This window comes from Prosthecobacter sp., from assembly GCF_044222345.1.
Lineage (GTDB): Bacteria > Verrucomicrobiota > Verrucomicrobiia > Verrucomicrobiales > Verrucomicrobiaceae > Prosthecobacter.
The window spans coordinates 16,634-35,637 of record NZ_JBGANL010000053.1 but is presented as its reverse complement, the minus strand read 5'-3'; the positions used below and the strand labels follow the sequence as shown (position 1 = coordinate 35,637).

Below are 19,004 nucleotides of genomic sequence, written 5' to 3'. Positions count from 1 at the left end.
GGCAGGAAAGTGGCGCTCAAATGGCAAACTGCGCTGTTAAACCCGCTGCCCTCGGAGGAACCACCAGTGGATATTTCTAGCCGCTTGCCGTAAAAACATGCTATTGCTTGGCTTGATGATGCATCTCTTCGGCTCTCAAAGCGACCCGGCGCTCCTTTACCTCCTCGGAGGCACACTAGGCCTGCTCATCCTCGCTTCAGTCATCGGCTGTCGGCTGGCTAAAGGCGCGGCATCAGACTCCGCCAAGGTCACCGTGGCCAACCTGAACGCACGCACCAAGGCTTGGTGGAGCATGGTGGCCGTATTTGCCGGAGCACTGGCCGTGGGGCCGGTGGGCACGGCGGTGATGTTTCTCTTCAGCTCCTTCATGGCCCTGCGTGAGTTCATCACCCTCACACCCACAAAGCCGGCAGACCACCGGACCCTCTTCTGGGTCTTCTTCATCATCACCCCGCTGCACTACTACTTTCTGGCTACGCAGTGGTACATCATGTTTCTCATTCTCATCCCGGTCTATGCCTTCCTGTTCGTGCCCATTCGCTCTGCGCTGGCCGGCGACTGCGAAAACTTCCTTGAACGCACCGCTAAAATTCAGTGGGGCCTCATGATCTGCGTCTATTGCATCAGCTATGCCCCGGCGATCCTCTGGGTGGATCTTCCTCACTGGCCTCATCAGCGGGCCAAGCTCCTTTTCTGGTTCATCACCGTCGTCGAAATGAGCGATGTGATGCAGTACGTTTGGGGCAAAATCTGCGGCAAACACAAGATCGCCCCCACCGTCAGCCCCAGCAAAACGTGGGAAGGTTTTCTTGGCGGCGGGCTGACGACCGTGGCCCTCGGTGCCGCGCTCTATTGGGCCACTCCGTTTTCACCCCTGCAAGCCGCGGGCATGGCGGCCCTGATCGTGCTTATGGGCTTCGTCGGCGGACTCGTGATGTCTGCCATCAAGCGCGATCGAGGTGTGAAGGACTGGGGCGGGGCCATCGCCGGCCATGGTGGTTTTATGGATCGGCTGGACTCGCTGGCCTTCGCCGCACCGGTGTTCTTCCATGCCACGAACTATTTCTTTGGCCGCTGACGCCGGAAAGCCCGGCTGCATGAGCTTCGTACTCCATCCCCCATGCTTTTCCGTGCCTTCATCGTTTCTGCCGCTCTGACCGCCACCGCATCTGCGGCGACGAAGCTCGACTTCAACCGCGACATCCGGCCCATTCTCAGCGACAACTGCTTCGCCTGTCACGGCTTTGACGCGAAGAAGCGCAAGGCCGATCTGCGGCTCGATGTCCCGGAAGTCGCCTACAAGGCCATCGAAGGCGTGTTCCCCATCAAGCCCGGCAGCCCCGAGGCAAGCTCCGTCATCCAGCGCATCCTCACCAAAGACGAGGATGAGGTGATGCCACCCCCTGAGTCAAACAAGCACATCACCCCCGCCCAGGCGGAAATTCTGCAGCGCTGGATCAAGGAAGGAGCGGAGTTCAAAAAACACTGGGCCTTCGAAGCGCCTGTCAAAACGGCACCGCCAGCGGTCAAAGGCCAGGTTCAAAACGGCATCGATGCCTTCATTCAGGACCGCTTGGCCAAAGAAGGCCTGTCCCCGTCGCCCACAGCCTCAAAGGAAACCCTCATCCGCCGCGTCACACTCGATCTCACCGGCCTGCCGCCGACGCTGGCCGAGATCGATGCCTTCATCGCCGACACCGCGCCCGACGCCTATGAAAAAGTCGTCGCCCGCCTCCTGAAATCCGAACGCTATGGCGAGCACATGGGCCGCTTCTGGCTGGATGCCGCACGCTATGCTGACACCCACGGCCTGCACCTCGACAACGAGCGCAGCATGTGGCCCTACCGCGACTGGGTGGTTCGCGCCTTCAACCAAAACCTCCCCTACGATCAGTTCACCATCTGGCAGCTCGCCGGCGATCTCCTGCCCAATGCCACCGTGGATCAGCAGATCGCCTCCGGCTTCAACCGCTGCAACGTCACCACCAGCGAAGGCGGCAGCATCAATGAGGAGTTCATCTTCCGCTATGCCGTGGACCGCGCGGACTCCACCGTCGCCGTCTGGATGGGCCTCACCGCCGGCTGCGCCGTGTGCCATGATCACAAGTTCGACCCCATCTCCCAGAAGGAGTTCTACTCCCTCTACGCCTTCTTCAACAGCACCGCCGATCCCGCCATGGATGGCAACATCCTCCTCACCCCGCCCATCCTCCGGCTGAGCACCGCCGAGCAGAAAAAACAGCTCGCAGAGCTGGATCAAAAAATAGCCGCCGCACAGACAAAGATCCGCGCGACGATCCAATCATTGAACTACACCGATCCCGCCACTCAAACCCCGCCACCACCGGTACAAAACAGCGAGCTTGTGTGGTTTGAAGACGCTTTCCCGGCGGGTGCCAAGGTCGGCGTGGCAGGCGAACCGACCCAGTTCGTCACCAAGGACAAGGGCCCCGTTTTCAGCGGCGCAACCGCACTCAAACGCACCGCCACAGGTGTGGCGCAGGACTACTTCACCAGCGGCGCAAAATTCGACATCCCACCGAACGGCAAGCTCAGTGTGCAATGCTACATCGACCCCGCCAATCCTCCCAAGGCCATCATGCTCCAATTCCACACCGCCGGTTGGAACCACCGCGCAGTCTGGGGTCAGGAAGGCGCGATTCCCTTCGGCCAGGTGCGCACGCCTGAGAAAGTGCAAATGGGCGAACTGCCCAAAGCAGGCGAGTGGGTGAAGCTCGAAGTGCCCGCAGAGCGCCTGGGCCTCAAGCCGGGCATCAAGGTCACTGGCTACGCCTTCACCCAGTTCGGCGGCACCGTTTATTGGGACCGTCTGGCCATGACCTCCCGTGTCGATCCCGCCAAAGACCCCCAGTGGTCCTGGAGCAAATGGATCGAAAAAAATCAGGGCAAGCGTGTCGCGGAACTTCCCAACGACCTTCAAACCCTCGTGCGTGGCAAAAAACCTGCCGAATGGTCCGAGAAAGACGCCACGCGACTCAAGGAGTGGTGGTTTGAAAACGAGTATCAGGGCGCACGTAGCCTGGTCGAAGGCGCACGCGCCGAAAAGCTCGCCCTCGAGTCACAGAAAAAGACTTTGGATGACGTCATCCCCGCCACTTTTGTCATGGCGGACCTGCCGCAAAAACGTGACAGCTTCGTGATGGACCGCGGCCAGTACGACAAGCCCAAGGACAAGGTCACCCGTGGCACTCCGGCCATTTTCCCACCGCTCCCCGCACAGCCAGACTACACACGTCTCGATCTCGCCAAATGGCTCGTCAGCCCGCAGCACCCGCTCACCGCCCGTGTGCAGGTCAATCGCCTCTGGCAGCAGTTCTTCGGCACCGGCCTGGTGAAGACGAGCAATGATTTCGGCTCCCAAGGCGAACCCCCAAGCCACCCTGAACTCCTCGACTGGCTCGCTGTCACCTTCCGCGAAAGCGGCTGGGACATGAAAGCCTTCGTCCGCTTGATCGTCACCTCCCACACCTACCAGCAAAGCGCCCAATGCTCCGACCTCGCGATGCAAAAAGACCCGGAAAACCGCCTGCTCGCACGTGGTCCGCGCTTCCGCCTCGATGCAGAAGCCGTGCGTGATCAAGCCCTCTTCGTCTCCGGCCTCCTCAGCCCCAAAATCGGCGGCAAAGGCGTGAAACCCTACCAGCCCGAGAACATTTGGGAGCCCGTCGGCTTTGGCGGCAGCAACACCCGCAACTACATCCAGGACCACGGCGAATCTCTCTACCGCCGCAGCCTCTACACCTTCTGGAAGCGCACCGCCCCGCCGCCGAACATGACCGCCTTCGACGCCCCGAACCGCGAGAGCTACTGCCTCCGCCGCGAACGCAGCAACACTCCGCTTCAGGCGCTCACCCTCATGAACGACATTCAGTTCTTCGAAGCCTCCCGCAACTTCGCCCAGCACGTCATGCAGTCACAGTCCGGCACCGACGCCCGCATCACCGCCCTCTTCCGCACCGCCACCGGCCGCTACCCCAGCGCCCAAGAAGCCGAGATCATCCGCCAGGACTTCACGAAGCAGCTCGCCGCCTACACCGCCAAGCCCGAGGAAGCCAAAAAAGCCATCGCCTACGGTGAATCCAAGCCCGACGAAAAACTCAACCCCACCGAACTCGCCGCCTGGACCATGGTCGCAAACCTTGTCCTGAACCTCGACGAAGTGGTGACCAAGGGGTGAGTTTGATCCCCCAGCACCAAAGGTGCGGTCTATCGCAGCCAAGGGCAACGCCCTGGGTTATCGGCATCGCTTCGCGATTGTTCATTCCTGAGTCCTGAAAGGGCGGTCAAATTCCTCCCTCAAACTCCGTCTCCCGGTCCGCCGAAGAAAAGCAGATCACCATCTCCGCATCCACCCCATCCAGCGCCCTCGCATTGTGCCACTGCCCCGCAGGAATCGAGATCGTGTCACCTGGATTCAGCACAAACTTCTGCTCCCCAAGACTGTGCTCCAGCCGCCCCTTGAGCAGGTGCAAAATCTCATCACAATTCGGATGCCGATGGCGCGGGTTCGTTTGATCCGCTGGGATGATCACATGCCCCAGGGTCATCGTGCTTGAGTTCCCCATCTCACGAGAAGCCAGCCACGTGAGTTTTCCCCAGGCCTGGTCGATCAAAAGGCCTTCGGCAAACGTGCGAATAGGAGATTCATTCATGATGCCTGTCATGATTCCCATGACGACGAGTTTGGCGACAGATTTCTGAGTTCTGTCAGCGAGGTAAGTTGTTTGTAAACCAATGTTTAGAGCATTGCTTACAATTATTGAAACTCTATCGTGACAGTGTTCGCAGTTTTGAAGCCCAACGCACCCTGTCATGCACTCCGCATCACTCATCTCCCGGTCCACGCGCTCTTCATCCGGCCTGCTGTCGAAACTCCGCGTCATGGGTCTCTTGGGACTGATGGGAATCACGGGAATGGCGTCGGATCTGCCCTCTTATCGCAGCCTGTTCGTCGATCAATCGCTGCGCCCTGATGCACGCTCTCTCGCCGCCTTCGACCTTTCCATTTTGAATCCCAAGGCCGAGCTCGACATGGAGCCCGGTCATGCCCTGGGAAACAACTACTTCGCACTGCTCGACGTCGCTCATTTCCACACCGGAACACGGGCCGCCATGCAGGGCGCAGCCCGCCAGTTGTCCTCCAAACCTTCCGCCTCAGACCAGCAGACCCGCATCATCGATCCCACAGATTCCCAATGGGTCCCCTGGGTGATCGAAGCCCTCGCCGATCCGGCGGCAAAGAAAGGCTTCGACGGCTTTGTCCTCAGCTTCGGCGCTGAAGCCACCACTCCAGCAGCACGCTCCGCCGTTCTTTCGCTCGCCGCCACCCTTCGCCAGCGTTACCCGGACAAGCACCTCCTGCTCGATCTCCGCTTGGGCCTCGGCGTTGAAGCCGTTCACGTCGCCAATGGCTTCCTCGCCCTTGGCGTTTACACCCGCGAAGGCAGAAACGGCGTCACGGACTGGATGCCCATCGTGGAAACACAGCGTCTTACGCGCCTCATCCGCTCCGTTCAGATGCAGGGCCTGCACGTTTTCGCCGTGGAGTATGCCTCTGCCGATGACCGCACCGCCTGCCGCGAGGCCGCTCAGCGTCTCACCAGCCTCGGCGCTGTTCCCTTCATTACCACCCCGGCGCTCACCGGAGTCAATCTTGGTCCTTTGGAAGAAGTCTCCCGCCGCGTGCTGGTGCTGCATGGCTGGGATGAAAAGCATGTCGGTGAAAAATCCTCCCCCACCGCAGCCACCCTCACCTCACGCCTCCTGCGTCAGTCCTTGGAATGGCTGGGCTGTGAACTCGATTTTCGCAATGCCACTGGCACCAGCTTCCTCCCGGCAGACCACGATTTCGCCGCCGTCATCCTCGACTCCACCCTTGTCCTCAGCGTTGAACAACAAACGGCCCTGGCAGCTTGGCTGCCATCTCTGCGTGCCCGGAAAATCCCTCTGCTTCTTACCGGCATGCCATGGACAGATGACGCTGCACGCCGCCTCGCCCTGCAGCATCTCGGCCTCAGTGGCAGCGCCAAGCCCGCCACACGCCTCGTCAAAACAAACATCGTCGCCATGGATTCCTCCATGCTGCGCGTGAACACCAAGATCACCTCGCGCTCGCTCGGTTTTCTCGATCTCGCCGCCCCCGCAGACTCCCACATCGTGCTGGGCCTCTATGGCCAGGATGCCATGGGCACTGGACACCGCTTTGATCAGGCCTTCCTCACCAGCTGGGGCGGTGCATGGATTGATCCGGCTGCTCAGGCCGCCTCTTCACAGCTCGATCTCCCCGCCTTCCTCACTCAATGGCTCGGCACAGACCGCAGCTTCCCAGTGCCGGACACCACCACACGCACCGGCCGCCGGGTCTTTTACAGCCATATCGACAGCACCGGCTTCTCCACCCCTTCCACCCTTCCCGGTTTCCCTCTGTGCTCCGAGGTCATGCGGGACCGCATTCTTGGCCGCAATCTTCTGCCCGTCACGGTTTCCGTTTGTGAAGCCGAAATGCGCGCCTGGCTGCCCGGCCAGAAGTCCGGCGAAGCCGAACGACTTGAACACGTCGCCCGCAGCATTTTTGAATTGCTGCAGGTTCAGGCAGCTTCGAACTCCTTCTCACGCCCCTCCCAATGGACCGCTGGCATCGACATCACCAGCAGGCTCAACGACCGCGCCAAAACCACCCGGCACGACATGGAGCGCGAGATCGCCGGCTCCATGAGCTACATCCATCGCCGCCTGCTCCCAATGGGCAAGCACGTCAGCCTCATGCTCTGGCCCGCCAGCGCATCCCCCTCTCCTGAAGCTTTGGACTACTGCCGCGCCATGCGCGTTGAGAGCCTTCCGGCGACATCCAGTTTTGATCCCATCTCCAGCCCCTCAGGCTCCCGCACGCCTCTCCGCATGGAGCCCCTCGCCCTTCGCTGTGCATTCGCAGATGTGCGCACCGCAGCAGGCCTTGCTTCACTCGAAAAAACCTTCGCTGCCTGCTCCGAACAACCGCTGCATGCCATGACCGCCGCCGCGTATGCCGCGAGCGTGCGCGATGCCCGGCACACCCGCATCCTGCGTGCCGCTGCGGATCATTGGATCATCCTGAACGCCGGTGACTGCCGCACCCTCCGCCTGCCCGCCTCCGCCGGCCTGCCTGACATGGCACGCTGCCAGGGAGTTTCAGGCTACAAGGTGCACCAGGACCAGCTCTACATCCACACCATGGGCTGTGCGCGCACCGAGCTCGTGCTCACCAAAAACAAACCGGCGCAGCACATCCATCTCGCGGAGTGCAGCACGGCAGTTTCATTCTTTGAGCTGACCGCAGGCCGCGCCACCTTTCAGGTGTGTGATCTCCGTCCCGTGGAAATCGTGCTCGGTGGTTTCGAGGCGCGCGGCCAGTGTGCCTATCTCGAAAACGGCCGCCCATACACCGCGCACGCAGACGCTCAGGGCATCGTTCACCTCGAAGTCGCCTGCCGTTCCACCGTCTCCCTCCAGTCCTTGCCGCCCGCCGCGCACGCGGCCATGCGCTGATCACCTCCTCTTTTCCGAGCCCTCATGTCACGCAGCTCCCGCCAGGCTTCCCTCATCATTTTTTCCTACACCATGCTCGCCATCGCCTGGGGCTGGCGCCTGCTTGCAAATGATCCGGCTCCCCCCAAGGAAAACCCGCTGCTGGACTCCACCCGCACTGCCATCGCCTCCAGCCTCGCCCGTGTCCCCAGGCACCTGCAGCAGCCCGCCGTGTTTCAGCTCGCTCTGCTGCCGGATCTTGCATTGGAAGCGCTCCACACCTGGCTGAAGGCCGCACCTGAACAGCGTCTGCGTCAGCTTACGGTCCAGCAGGGCCCGCTCCCTACGCCCTGCCCGCTGAACACAGCGCTGCTGTTTGTCGAACTCACGCGCACCGACGCACCGCTCATCGACGACAGCCGCCTCCTCGTCTCCGCCTCCGGCGACCGCATCGAAGAACCCCATAAGATCGAAGCCCTCGAACTGCTCGCCTCTCAAGCTATGGCGACCCACGAACGCATCCTGGCCGTCGAAATCCATGAGCGTGTGTGCGACTTTCCCGCCGCCACCTGGCAGAATGTGCTGAACCTCACCGAAGCTGCCCGCACCTCACGGCGTCCGGCGACTGCCTTGCGAGTCGTGAATGAGTGGCTCGGTGCCACGCCTCCGCGCCTCACTGAGGCCGAACGCGAAGCTGCCCTCGATCTCCAGAGCACCCTTCTGCTCGAAAGCACCCGCTATGCCGAGGCCTCCCGTGTCGCGCTCGATTCTCTGCCTGCCTTGAAACCCGCAGCCCCCCTCCCGCCGCGCCTCCTGCAGCGGGCGCTCCATGCCACCCGGGCCGCAGGAGAATCCGCTGAACTCCTGCCTTGGATCGAGCTCCAGTTGCGCACCTGCCCAGACCACAAGCGCTCGCTAAAAGAGCTCGCTTCAGCAGCAGCTATCGACCCAGAATATCGCCGTTGGCTCAACGAAGGCGCCAGCATCGCCGATCTCAATCATCAGACCAGCATCGCCTGCGAGCTCTACTTCCGTCTCGCCGCCATCGGTGAAACCCACGTGTTGGCCCGCTTGCACGCTCTGGCCACCCAGATCGGGCGTGGCAAGGAGCTCACCGAGGTGTTTGCCAGCCTGCATGGCCGCTTCTCCCCGGTTCAGCTGGCACAGGCGCTGGCAGACGGCGATGCACCCGCCGCCGCTCGTGCCCTGCTGGCCACCCACCTCCAGTCTTCTCCCGATGACCGCACCGGCTGGCGCCTGCTCACCCAGCTCGACATCATGCTGCGCGGCGAATCCTCCGCACCCATGCTGTGGGAGGGCTTCCTCAAACGCTTCCCCGACGACGTCACCGCGTTGCAGCAGCTCGCCAGGTTGCAAGCCTCCGCAGCGCAGCCTTCCCAGTCCTTGCGCACCCTTCAGTCCATTCCTGCTGCTCAGCTTGATGCAGCCACACTGCGCCTCATCGCCGCTCTCGCCATCCAGATTGATGACATTCCAGCCGCCCATCGTGCGCAGCAGCTTCTCATCGAGTCTTCACCCCATCCCGCTGTCAGCGATGTCCTCGCTCTCGCCACCACCACACTTCAGCATCCTGAAGGTGGAGCTGCGCAGACCGCATTGACAGCAGCTCTCGCCAAACTTCCTGCCGGCACCGCACTCCACCAGTCGCTCACTGCCTTGTCCGGCATCAGCGACGCCACGCCCTTCAACACCGCGGCAAAGTCTGAGTGAAGACCGCAGTTGATTCGTTGCATGACGGGGTCACGTTCAGAGCATGAACCTCCGTCACGCATTCCTGCTACTTCTGCTCATCATCACCACCGCAGGTTGCAGCACACTGCCGCGTGATGAATACGGTCGCCGTCAGGTGTATGAGCGCCGCTTGCACAGCCTCGAATTCCCCGTCAGCCGCGCCCGTCTCTACAAAACCCTGCGCCCCGCCTCACCCGCATCCCCCACCGGCCAGACAGGTTCCGGCCTCCTCACCGGCAGCGAATTCTACCGCTTGGACGACATCTTCGTGGTCGAAATGTCCGTCGTATACAAGGCGGTGGCGGGTATCGACGACTACCTCAATCCCGCCCCCACCGTCGGCGGCCAGGTCCGCTCCATCCTCGATGCCTCTCGCAGCATCGAAAACTTCATGGATCGCGGCACTCCGGAGCATCCAGCCGACATCATTCGCAAGGCGCGCATCCTGAAGCGCCCTGTGATGCGCTACTGATCCGGCCAGCTTGGTGTTATCAATATTTTGCGTCCACCAAAAGCGGTTCTCCCTCTCCCCGCCCCTGGCACACAATGACAGCAAATATTTTGCTTCGGGGAACCGGAGCGCAGCGGAGATAGACGAAGTCAAAGGGCTGGGGTGAGGGGATTAGTTTTGTACCCGCACGCTCTTGGCCGCAAAGCAGCGTCACCCGTGTTTCTTGATGATCTGGATGAAGTCCGGCAGATACTCCTTCGCCTTCTTCTCGCCCACCCCGCGAATCTTGAGCCCCGCCTCAATCGTCTTCGGCTTCAGTCGCGTCATGAACTCCAGCGTCTGATTGCTGAAAATGATATAAGGCGGCACACCTTCGGATTCTGCCAGAGTGCTGCGGTGCCGCTTGAGCTTCTCAAACAGCGCATCATCAAACCCAAGCTCACGCGCGGCCAGCTCCTCGTTCATCGCCGTCTTGCCCTTCGGCTTCGTCACCGGCGCATGCATCGAAGGCCAGCGCATCTTCACGTTCAGCCCTTTCTTCATCACCTCCGCTCCACGTGCGGTCAGCGTGACCTTGGGGTATTCACCACCGCTCGTCTCAATGAGCCCGAGCTTTTCAATTTCAGCAAACAGCGGGTGCAGCGCATGCGTCCCCACATCCTTCAGCAGCCCATAGGTCGTGAGCTGGTCATGCCCCGCGTCCACGATCTCCTTCGACTTGCTGCCCACCAGCATCTGGATGATGCGCCCTTTCCCAAAGCGCCCCTCCCAGGTGCCATCCGCGAGCTTGACCGACATTCGCGCAATCCCGCTCAGCGCCTGCCGCAGCATCGTGACTTCATCCGCCCCTCCTTCACGCGGCGGCTGCACCCCTTCCGCCCGGCACACATCGCAGCTGCCGCAGGGCGTGCTTTCGCTCTCGCCAAAGTAGCGCAAAATCTGCTCCTGCCGGCAGGCCTTGTCATCATAGCAGAGCTCCACCATCGCCTTGAGCTTCGAGCGGTCACGGCGGTCTTTCTCCCTCAAAGCCTCCACGTCAAACTTCAAATCACGCGTCAGCACGTTCGGCTGCAGCAGCCGCGTGCCTCGGATGCGTTTGCCAGGAATGTCAAAACGTTCGATGTAGTCGTTCCGGTTTAGGAAACTCAGCGCCGAGCCAATCGCCATGCTGTTCTTCGCGCCGGATCGCTCCGTGATGTCATCAATCGAAGCCTGCACCTCGTGGTTCGAGTCCGCCGCATTCAGCAGCGTCTGATACACATTGCGGATGATGTCCACGCTAGGGTTGTTTCCATCGATGAAAAACTCCTGCGTCTTCGTGTCGGCAAAATTGAAAAACAGGTCACACTGCGAAGGCTCCCCGTCACGGCCCGCACGCCCTGCCTCCTGGTAGTAGGCCTCCACGCTTCCGGGCACATCAAAGTGCACCACAAACCGCACGTCTGAGCGGTCGATCCCCATGCCAAACGCGTTCGTCGCCACGGCCACATCGGCCTTCTTCGTGATGAACTTCGTCTGCCGCGACTCACGCTCCTTGTCATCGAGTCCGCCATGGTATTCGATCACCTTGAGTTTCCACGAACGCAGCTCCTCGCCCACCTCCTCCACGCGTTTGCGCGTGGAGCAGTAGATGATCCCCGTCTTGAACTGCGTGATGATCTTCCTCAGCCGGTCATACTTGTCCGAGTTCGATTTCGTATGAACGATGTTCAGGCTCAGGTTCGGGCGTTCAAACCCACGGATCGTCACAAACGGATCACGCAGCGCGAGCGTCTGCAAAATGTCCTCCCTCACCTCCGGCGTAGCCGTCGCGGTCAGGGCCACTACCTGCGGCCGGTCCAGCTGCGCCAGCGCCTCGCCCAGCCGCATGTAGTCAGGGCGGAAATCATGCCCCCACTGCGAAAGACAGTGCGCCTCATCCACTGCCACCAAAGAAATCTGCACCTGCCGCAGCGCATTCGTAAACGCACGGCTGCGAAACCGCTCCGGCGCCACATACACCAGCTTGTAGTCTCCACGCCGCAGCGCGTCGATCCGCTCCTGCTGCTCTCCCAGCGAGATCGAGCTGTTGATCAGCGTGGCGGGAATGCCACGCCGGCCCAGCGCATCCACCTGGTCCTTCATCAGGGCAATCAGCGGACTCACCACCACCGTCACCCCGTCCATCACCATCGCAGGAAGCTGATAGCACAATGATTTCCCGCCCCCCGTGGGCATGATCACCATCGTGTCACGCCCGCTCAGGATGCTCGCCATCACCGTTTCCTGACCGTCCAGAAACTCGCGAAACCCAAAATACTTCTGCAACGCCATCTTGGCGTCGTGAATGGGAGTGGAGGCGGCAGTTGGAAGAAGTTCGGACACGGACCACGCATCATGCATGCGGCAAGGATGGCCCGCAAGAACCCACAAAAATTAACAAAAAGAAGATCCAGACTCCCCTCTTATTTTTGCCACTTTTTGCGCCTCTTTGCGGCCACTCAATGCTCGTCCTTCTTCACCGCCGATTTCGGCTTCAGCGAAGGCGTAAACCCATACGTGTCCCCCGCCACGCGCAGACACTTCACAATGTTGGACTCTTCAAACTCGAGCGCCGCCTCCAGATGCAGCCCCGTGGTCTTGGGCAGCTTTTCCGCCCTCCGCTCACGCACCATCGTCAGCGTCCTCGCCAGTTCCGTGCCGGGCTTCTCCGGAAAGGTAGCCCAGTACCCCGGTTTGAGACACGGAATGTCCAGCGGATCACGCGTGATCATCTCCAGCAGGTAGTTCACCTCCGGGTTGTACTTCTCAAACAAGGCAAACATCTTCGGCAGATCCAGAATCCCCTCGCCTAGCGGCACCTCGGAAAGCAGAAACCCCGTCGCCGTCTCCTGCACCGCCATGTCCTTGATGTGCGTGGTCACCGCATAGGGCGCCAGCGTCTCCACCACCACCATCGGATCTTCCAGCAGCGCGATGCTGTTGCCCGTATCGACACACGCCCCCATGTGCGGGCTGCTCAGACGCCCCAGCACCTCCGCGAGTTCCGCCGCATGGAAATCCTTGTGATTCTCAATGCCAATCCTCACCTTCTGCCGCCTGGCCACAGGCTCCGCAAGCTGCATCGACTTAAATGCGCCCTCCTTCCAATGCTTGAACTCCTCCAGGCTGGAAAAAAGCTCATAGCGCCGCCCTCCCGTCGCCGAGCGAAAAATCACCGCTCCTGCCTCCTTGGCGATCCGCACCTCCTGTTCAAAGCGCGCCACATCATTCTCATTCTTCGGCAGCGCAATGCTGCCCTCCAGCTTCATGCCATAAGATTCACAGGTCGCGCGCACCTTCCCCGCAAACTCGCTCGTCCACCCACCCACCAGCGTTTGCAACGAGCCCACCCCGAGATCCCGCACATGATCCAGCACATCCAGCGCATGCTCAAACGCCGGGTATTTGATATCCGAATACTTCCCCTGCCACCGCTTCCAGTACGAATGAATCACGATGCCCATCTTCTTCCCATGCAAGGCAGCCGAGACAGGCAGCGCGGCGGCAAAGGCAGCAGCAGAGGTGAGAAACGTGCGTCGGTTCATGCGGCTTCAGTGAACGTGCATCAAAAGGAAATCATTTCTCGCACTTAATCAGCAAGCTTCCTGCCGAAACAACCATTCACGTATTTAGATTTGGGAGGATGGGCTTCATCAAGCCGGTCCGCATTCACCACCATCGAAGCCAGTCAGCCAAGCCATGCCAGAACTCGTCTCCTTTACGCATGGCGAGAAAGCCAAAGAGAAGAGCAATGCCTGCGACAAACGCCCAAAAGTTCCCGCTAAAGGCCGCGATCTCTCGCAAAGCGAAGACAAAGCCGATAAAACCACCAAATAAGAAACCACATCCAAACCGAAGTCGCTTCTCAGAGGAGTCTGGCTCAGGGCTGTCTTTCATTGCCTGAATAATGGGCCATGCCTGACCTCCGTATCAAACTCTGCTTCACCTCAACACCCCGCCCACCCACTCCGGCTGCCGCTTCGCCAGGCACTCGGACAGCCACCTCACCAGGTCCGCCACCGAGTCATGCTTCTTCCGCAGCGTGTTCAGCGCAGCCCAGTCCAGCGTCGGACGCGATGTCGGCAGCGTGATCTTCTGAATCCGCAGCAGATTGTGCACCGCCTCAAATTCCGCGGTGCTCATCGCGCGCAACTCCTTCGCCGAGGGCAGGTCATCCAGCACGGTCAGCGGAATACCCAGGCTGCTGATGCCCACGCCAAACTGATGCCCCAGGCTGCGCAGCGCATCCACCAGCGCCTCGTCATTCAGCCCTTCCGCGATCACGATCTCGCTCTGCAGCGTCCACCGTGTGGCGCTCAGCGCCTGAAAAAAGTCCGCACTAAAAGTATCTGGCGCCACGCTCAGCTTCAGCTGCACCCCGGCCAGCCCCACTTCCGGGCCTCCCAGATGGCGGCGCAGGTCCAGCATCGCCGCGTCAAACCGCGGCGCATCATCGCTGCCCGTGTCCAGATCCCAGTCCGCCACCACCAGATCGGGAATATCCCATTCCCCCTCCATGCTCGGAGTCCCGCTGCTGTTGAGGTTCAGCAGGAACGGATAACGCGAGCGCTGCAGGCACAGCCGCTCATAGATGGCCACCATCCTCAGATACCGCGACCAGCACTGATCGCTCTCGCCCAGCTCGCTGTCGAACAGCCCCTGGCGGCTGACACCATTGCTGCCGCTCAGCGTTTTTTTCTGCCGCTGGTAGTACCCCTGGCCCTGATCCACCTTCGCGATGGGCGACGTCGGATCGTAGCTGAGGATGGAAAAATGGTAGCGCAGCGTGGCGTCGCTGTAGCCGTCTCCGAGGCGCAGGCGCACAAGACGGATGAGTTCGGTGCCCTTGATCGAGTCCGCAGGATCATGCGGAAGGATTTCGGGCAGCAGTAGTCGCAGTTGTTCGCGTAGGTTCATCCTTGGTGCTGTGTCACAGCATGGCTGCGAAGCGGTTGTCTCGTCAACAACAGAAACGCATCAGCCGCGCCGCTCCTCACGAATCACATACCGGGTGCGCCGGCTGTTCAGCCAGCGCACGCCAAACATGTCCATCGTCGCACGCAGCGCTCGGTTGCCAAAGCCATACTTGCTCACGCCATGGATGCGCGCGCGGTGGTTCACCGGCATTTCAGTCACGCGCCACCCCATGTTGCGGATCAGCGCGGGAATGAAGCGGTGCATGCCGTTGAAGAGCAGCAGCGCCTCCCGGCAGTCGCGGCGCATCACCTTCAGCGTGCAGCCCGTGTCACGCACATGATCACCCACAAAGCGGGATCTCACAAAATTGGCGATGCGGCTCTGCAGCCGCTTGAACGTCGTGTCCTTGCGCTTCGCACGGTAACCGCACACCAGATCATAGCCGCCGTCCTCATCCAGCTTCGCGATCATCGCAGGGATGTCCGCAGGGTCGTTTTGCAGATCACCATCCAAAGTAACAATCACATCCCCTGCCGCTGCATTGATGCCTGCATGCATGGCAGCGCTCTGTCCGCTGTTCTTTTCAAACACGATCACCCGCACCCGCTCTCCACGCTGCACCCGCGCGAGGGTCTGATCCTTCGATCCGTCATCCACCAGCACCAGTTCGTAATCCCGGCCTCCCAGGACCTTGTCGATCTGCTGCTGCATCTCCACGACATTGTCCTCCTCATTATAGAGCGGCACGACGACGGAAATGGCGGGTGAGGAGGGCATGGAAGCGAAAAGGGCGTCAAAAGTCGGGCGCTCGATAATCGTGGCAAGCGAAGATTTTCAGCCAGCGCACCTCATTCCCCGCATGCATCACACGCGCCACCGAGAGCAATTCAGTGCGCTGAAACCTCTTTTTCAGTGCATCTGGCAGCCCCCCGGCTCCCCGGTCCTCCGTCACAAAAAGCGCACTTCGCCCGGCAAACCCACTCAGATCACTGGCTGGCGACTGCACCGTCAGCCCCTGTCCAAGATAGTGGTCGAGCTCCACCGCAAGCGCCCAGTCACCCGCCAATACAAACCACGCCCCCGCCCCTCCCGCCTGCTCCAGCACCCCAGAGACGACTCGGGCGCTCTCCCTCCAGCCACGCATCGTCTTGGACGGGTCGCCGCTGAATGCATGAGCAAAATCACTCACACCACCTGCACTCCGTGAAAATCGCCACGTCAGCCCCAGCGTTCGCGGCAGGTCCGTTTGCAGCAGAAAGGCGCTCTGCAGCGCGGCCAGCACAATCGTGATGGTGCGCAGGCTGATCTTCTGCTCGATCACCCCCGTCCGGGCCACTGTGCTGCGATGCGCCAGAAGCATCGCAGCAAAGAGCATCCACACCACGCCCCCCGTGTCCGGCCAGATCTCATGCGGACCGTAAAAGAAGTCGGTCCCCGCCAGCGGCAGCAGCATCGCCAGGAGCAGGCTGCGGTGGGTCTGCAGCATGCCGCTCGTAAATCCCGTACGCACCGCCAGCGCGAAAAGCACCAGCAGCAGAGGCGAGGCCAGCACAATCCAGCGCAGCAGATTCGGAATCACCCGCCACTCAGGCAGGCAGTGCCACGCGGCAAACGCCGGCCAGCCATGCCCGCCCTGCCAGATCAGCCAGCCCAGCACTACCACAGACCATGCAGCCAGGATCCCTTTGAATCCCGAACTATGCAGGTGATGCCGCAGCTGCCCGGACAGACCCAAGACACACATCACCGCCGCCATCGTGGCCAGTGCAGGCGGCTGCGCCAGCGCCGTGCCCGCCACGCACGCCCCGGCAGCCCACCACGCCCGGTGCTTCACCTCCGCCTTCAGCAGCGCGCTGCGCACACACAGCGCCGCCGCTGGCACCAGCACGCAGGCCAGTGTCCCCGGCGTCAGCGTGACAGCCGCAAGGTTGAAGGCAGGCAGCACATTCACGATCACCACCGCCCAGCCCGCGATCTGCTCATCAAACAAGTCACGCGCCAGCCGCCAGATCAGCAACGAAGCCACCAGCGCCAGCAACGGCGCAAAGAACCTCACCCCAAATTCACCCGCTCCTCCGATCAGCATGCCCAGTTTCACAACAAGCGGCACCAGCGGTCCGATCTCAAAAAAACTGCCCCACAGCCCATGTTGGCCGCAGAAAACCGCCAGCGCCTCCTCCGGTGCGAGTTCCAGCGTCGGCAGCAGCGCCCAGCGCCAGAGCGTGAGCAGGCCCAGGGCGGCAAAGAGAAAGCGCTGGCGCTGCATGGTGGTAGAGCGCATTGAATAGAGGACGCCGTCCGCATGTCAAAGTGTCGTCTCCAATCCACCCCACTCTTATGAAACGTCTCTTCCTGCTCCCGCTGCTTCTCGCCTCCATGCTGCGTGCCGAGGATGCCCAGCCGAAAACTGCCGAGGAAATCATTCGCATCGTGCAGAACAGCTACGCCCTGCAAAACTACAAGATGACCGGCGAACTTCGTGACGACACCTCCGGCCGCTCAGAGCCCCTCACGCTCACCATGCAGGACAAGGTCATGCGCTTCCTTTTTAAAAACCCGCCGCCTGAGATCGTCCACCTGGATATGAACACCTCCCCAGCCACTCTCTATCAGGTGCGCCAGGGCGGCTCCTCCGTGGTGCCAAACAGCCAGCATGGCAGCAAAGTCCGTGGCATGGAGTTCAATTACGAGGATCTCTCCCTCGCCTTCCTCTACTGGCCACGCCCCCAGCTCATGGGCGAAGACCGTGTCAGCGGCCAGAAATGCTGGATCGTGCGTGTCACCAACCCAAGCAGCCAGGGTCCCTATTACGCCGTGGATCTCTGGGTGCATCAGGGCAGCGGCGGCGCGGCCAAGATGGCGGCTTTTGATCGCACGAGCAAAATCGTGAAAAAATACCAGGTGACCAAGGTGCAGAAAGTGGAAGGAGCCACCACCCTCAAGGAGCTGCGGATCGAGTCCATCAATCCCGCCAACGGCGAAGTCATTGGCCGCACCTACATGAAGCTGGATGATCCAGTGAAGAATAATTAACGCACCGCATGCAACCGCCGCGCAAATTCACCCCCCATCCCTTCGCCTATCACCAGGAGCTGGACGTCCGCATCGAAAGTCTCACCAACGAAGGGGCGGGAGTCGCCCGTGTCGATGGCTGGGTCGTCTTCGTTCCCTTCACGCTAGCCGGGGAGCTCGTGAAGTGCCGCGTCTTCCGCAATCACAAGAACTACAGCGAGGCCGATTTCGTCTCTGTCATCGAGCCCTCACCGAACCGCGTCACTCCACAGTGCTCCTTGTTCAGCCAGTGCGGCGGCTGCCAGTACCAGCACCTCTCCTATGAGGAGCAGTTGCTCTCCAAGCAGCGTCAGGTCGCCGAGCTGCTCAAGCACATGGCGAAAATCGAGCACCCCGTCCGCCCGGTGATCCCCTCGCCCGTTCAATACGGCTACCGCTCCAAGATCACGCCTCACTTCCAGCGTCCGAAAGAAGGCGGCATCGGTGCCATCGGTTTCCTCCGCGCCCGCACCCGCAATGCCATGGTCGATGTCGAGCAATGCCCCATCGCCATGCCCGAGCTCAATGCGCAGCTCGCCACCGTGCGCGAGCGCGCCCGTGCAAACTCCGCCGAATTCAAAAACGGCGCCACCCTGCTCATGCGTGCCGCCAGCAACGGCGTCCTCACCCGGCCCGATGAAATCGCCGTTGAAGACGTGGACGGCGTCCGCTTCGAATTCCAGGCCGGTGACTTCTTCCAGAACAATCCCTTCATCCTGCCCAAGTTCGTCCGCCATGCCATCGACGAAGCCAAAGCCACCGGCGCAAAGCATCTCGTCGATGCCTACTGCGGCAGCGGCCTCTTCGCCATCAGTGCCGCACGCGACTTCGAAAATGTCATCGGCGTCGAGATCTCCGAAACCGCCGTCAAAAAAGCCGCGCACAACGCCGAGATCAATTCCCTCACCAACTGCCGCTTCATCGCCGCTGATGCCCAGCACGTGTTCAAAGACGTCCCGCATGCCGGTGCCGACACCGTGGTGATCATCGACCCACCCCGCGCCGGCAGCAGCCCCGAGTTCTTGCAGCAGCTCTTCGCCTTCAATCCCAAAGGCGTCGTCTACATCTCCTGCAATCCCGCCACCCAAATGCGGGATCTCGTCCTCTTCACCGAGGCCGGCTTCAAACTCGGCACCGTTCAGCCCTTCGATCTCTTCCCGCAGACCAAGCACCTCGAATGCGTCATGACCCTGAGCCGCGATCCTGCTGCATACGCAGCCCAGCCTCCCGCTGCCGCAGAAGTTCCGGCCGAAGAAACAGAACTCCCCGCCGCCGCCTGACCTCACAC

The 19,004-nt window shown here is 61.2% G+C and carries 14 protein-coding genes; 8 read left to right on the top strand and 6 right to left on the bottom strand.

Annotated elements, in window-relative coordinates; translation table 11 throughout:
• Positions 1 to 115: 115 nt before the first annotated feature.
• The gene (locus ACILSL_RS21915; protein ID WP_395734201.1) at positions 116 to 1,078 is read left to right on the top strand and encodes a phosphatidate cytidylyltransferase; all 963 of its coding nucleotides are present in this window, start codon (positions 116 to 118) and stop codon (positions 1,076 to 1,078) included.
• A gap of 42 nt (positions 1,079 to 1,120) precedes the next feature.
• Complete coding sequence (locus ACILSL_RS21910; protein WP_395734200.1) at positions 1,121 to 4,198, top strand: PSD1 and planctomycete cytochrome C domain-containing protein; 3,078 nt, start codon at positions 1,121 to 1,123, stop codon at positions 4,196 to 4,198.
• Positions 4,199 to 4,304: 106 nt separating this feature from the next.
• Here ACILSL_RS21910 and ACILSL_RS21905 read toward each other — a convergent pair whose 3' ends face one another.
• Positions 4,305 to 4,673, bottom strand: coding sequence for a cupin domain-containing protein (locus tag ACILSL_RS21905; protein ID WP_395734199.1), 369 nt, complete (start codon positions 4,671 to 4,673; stop codon positions 4,305 to 4,307).
• A 160-nt stretch (positions 4,674 to 4,833) separates the two neighbouring features.
• On the opposite strand from ACILSL_RS21905, the gene ACILSL_RS21900 reads away from it, so the two are divergent.
• Genes ACILSL_RS21900 through ACILSL_RS21890 form a run of 3 tightly spaced genes read left to right on the top strand, consistent with a single transcriptional unit; the run spans position 4,834 to position 9,748 of the window.
• A complete protein-coding gene (locus ACILSL_RS21900) occupies positions 4,834 to 7,545 on the top strand; it encodes a hypothetical protein (RefSeq protein WP_395734198.1) in 2,712 nt (903 codons plus the stop codon).
• 24 nt (positions 7,546 to 7,569) lie between these two features.
• Positions 7,570 to 9,255 (top strand): hypothetical protein, encoded by a 1,686-nt coding sequence (locus ACILSL_RS21895; protein ID WP_395734197.1) that lies wholly within the window; start codon positions 7,570 to 7,572, stop codon positions 9,253 to 9,255.
• 43 nt (positions 9,256 to 9,298) lie between these two features.
• Complete coding sequence (locus tag ACILSL_RS21890) at positions 9,299 to 9,748, top strand: hypothetical protein (protein WP_395734196.1); 450 nt, start codon at positions 9,299 to 9,301, stop codon at positions 9,746 to 9,748.
• A 189-nt stretch (positions 9,749 to 9,937) separates the two neighbouring features.
• Here ACILSL_RS21890 and ACILSL_RS21885 read toward each other — a convergent pair whose 3' ends face one another.
• Together ACILSL_RS21885 and ACILSL_RS21880 are read right to left on the bottom strand one after the other, a co-directional pair.
• The gene (locus ACILSL_RS21885) at positions 9,938 to 12,091 is read right to left on the bottom strand and encodes a RecQ family ATP-dependent DNA helicase (RefSeq protein ID WP_395734195.1); all 2,154 of its coding nucleotides are present in this window, start codon (positions 12,089 to 12,091) and stop codon (positions 9,938 to 9,940) included.
• Between the two features lie 116 nt (positions 12,092 to 12,207).
• Entirely contained in the window at positions 12,208 to 13,293 is a 1,086-nt protein-coding gene (locus ACILSL_RS21880; RefSeq protein WP_395734194.1) for a sugar phosphate isomerase/epimerase family protein, read from the bottom strand.
• Between the two features lie 154 nt (positions 13,294 to 13,447).
• Here ACILSL_RS21880 and ACILSL_RS21875 point away from each other — a divergent pair, with 154 nt between their 5' ends.
• The gene (locus ACILSL_RS21875) at positions 13,448 to 13,585 is read left to right on the top strand and encodes a hypothetical protein (protein ID WP_395734193.1); all 138 of its coding nucleotides are present in this window, start codon (positions 13,448 to 13,450) and stop codon (positions 13,583 to 13,585) included.
• Positions 13,586 to 13,690: 105 nt separating this feature from the next.
• On the opposite strand, the gene ACILSL_RS21870 is transcribed toward ACILSL_RS21875, so the two are convergent.
• Genes ACILSL_RS21870 through ACILSL_RS21860 form a run of 3 tightly spaced genes read right to left on the bottom strand, consistent with a single transcriptional unit; the run spans position 13,691 to position 16,946 of the window.
• Complete coding sequence (locus ACILSL_RS21870) at positions 13,691 to 14,665, bottom strand: hypothetical protein (protein WP_395734192.1); 975 nt, start codon at positions 14,663 to 14,665, stop codon at positions 13,691 to 13,693.
• Between the two features lie 60 nt (positions 14,666 to 14,725).
• On the bottom strand, positions 14,726 to 15,442 hold the full coding sequence (locus ACILSL_RS21865) for a glycosyltransferase family 2 protein (protein WP_395734191.1): 717 nt from the start codon (positions 15,440 to 15,442) through the stop codon (positions 14,726 to 14,728).
• A 16-nt stretch (positions 15,443 to 15,458) separates the two neighbouring features.
• Complete coding sequence (locus tag ACILSL_RS21860; RefSeq protein WP_395734190.1) at positions 15,459 to 16,946, bottom strand: ArnT family glycosyltransferase; 1,488 nt, start codon at positions 16,944 to 16,946, stop codon at positions 15,459 to 15,461.
• Between the two features lie 56 nt (positions 16,947 to 17,002).
• Between ACILSL_RS21860 and ACILSL_RS21855 the strand changes: the two genes are divergently transcribed.
• Positions 17,003 to 17,698, top strand: a complete 696-nt coding sequence (locus ACILSL_RS21855) for an outer membrane lipoprotein-sorting protein (RefSeq protein ID WP_395734189.1) — start codon at positions 17,003 to 17,005, stop codon at positions 17,696 to 17,698.
• An 8-nt stretch (positions 17,699 to 17,706) separates the two neighbouring features.
• Positions 17,707 to 18,996: a class I SAM-dependent RNA methyltransferase gene (locus ACILSL_RS21850; RefSeq protein WP_395734188.1), complete on the top strand. Its 1,290-nt coding sequence runs from the start codon at positions 17,707 to 17,709 to the stop codon at positions 18,994 to 18,996.
• The last annotated feature ends 8 nt before the right edge of the window (positions 18,997 to 19,004 follow it).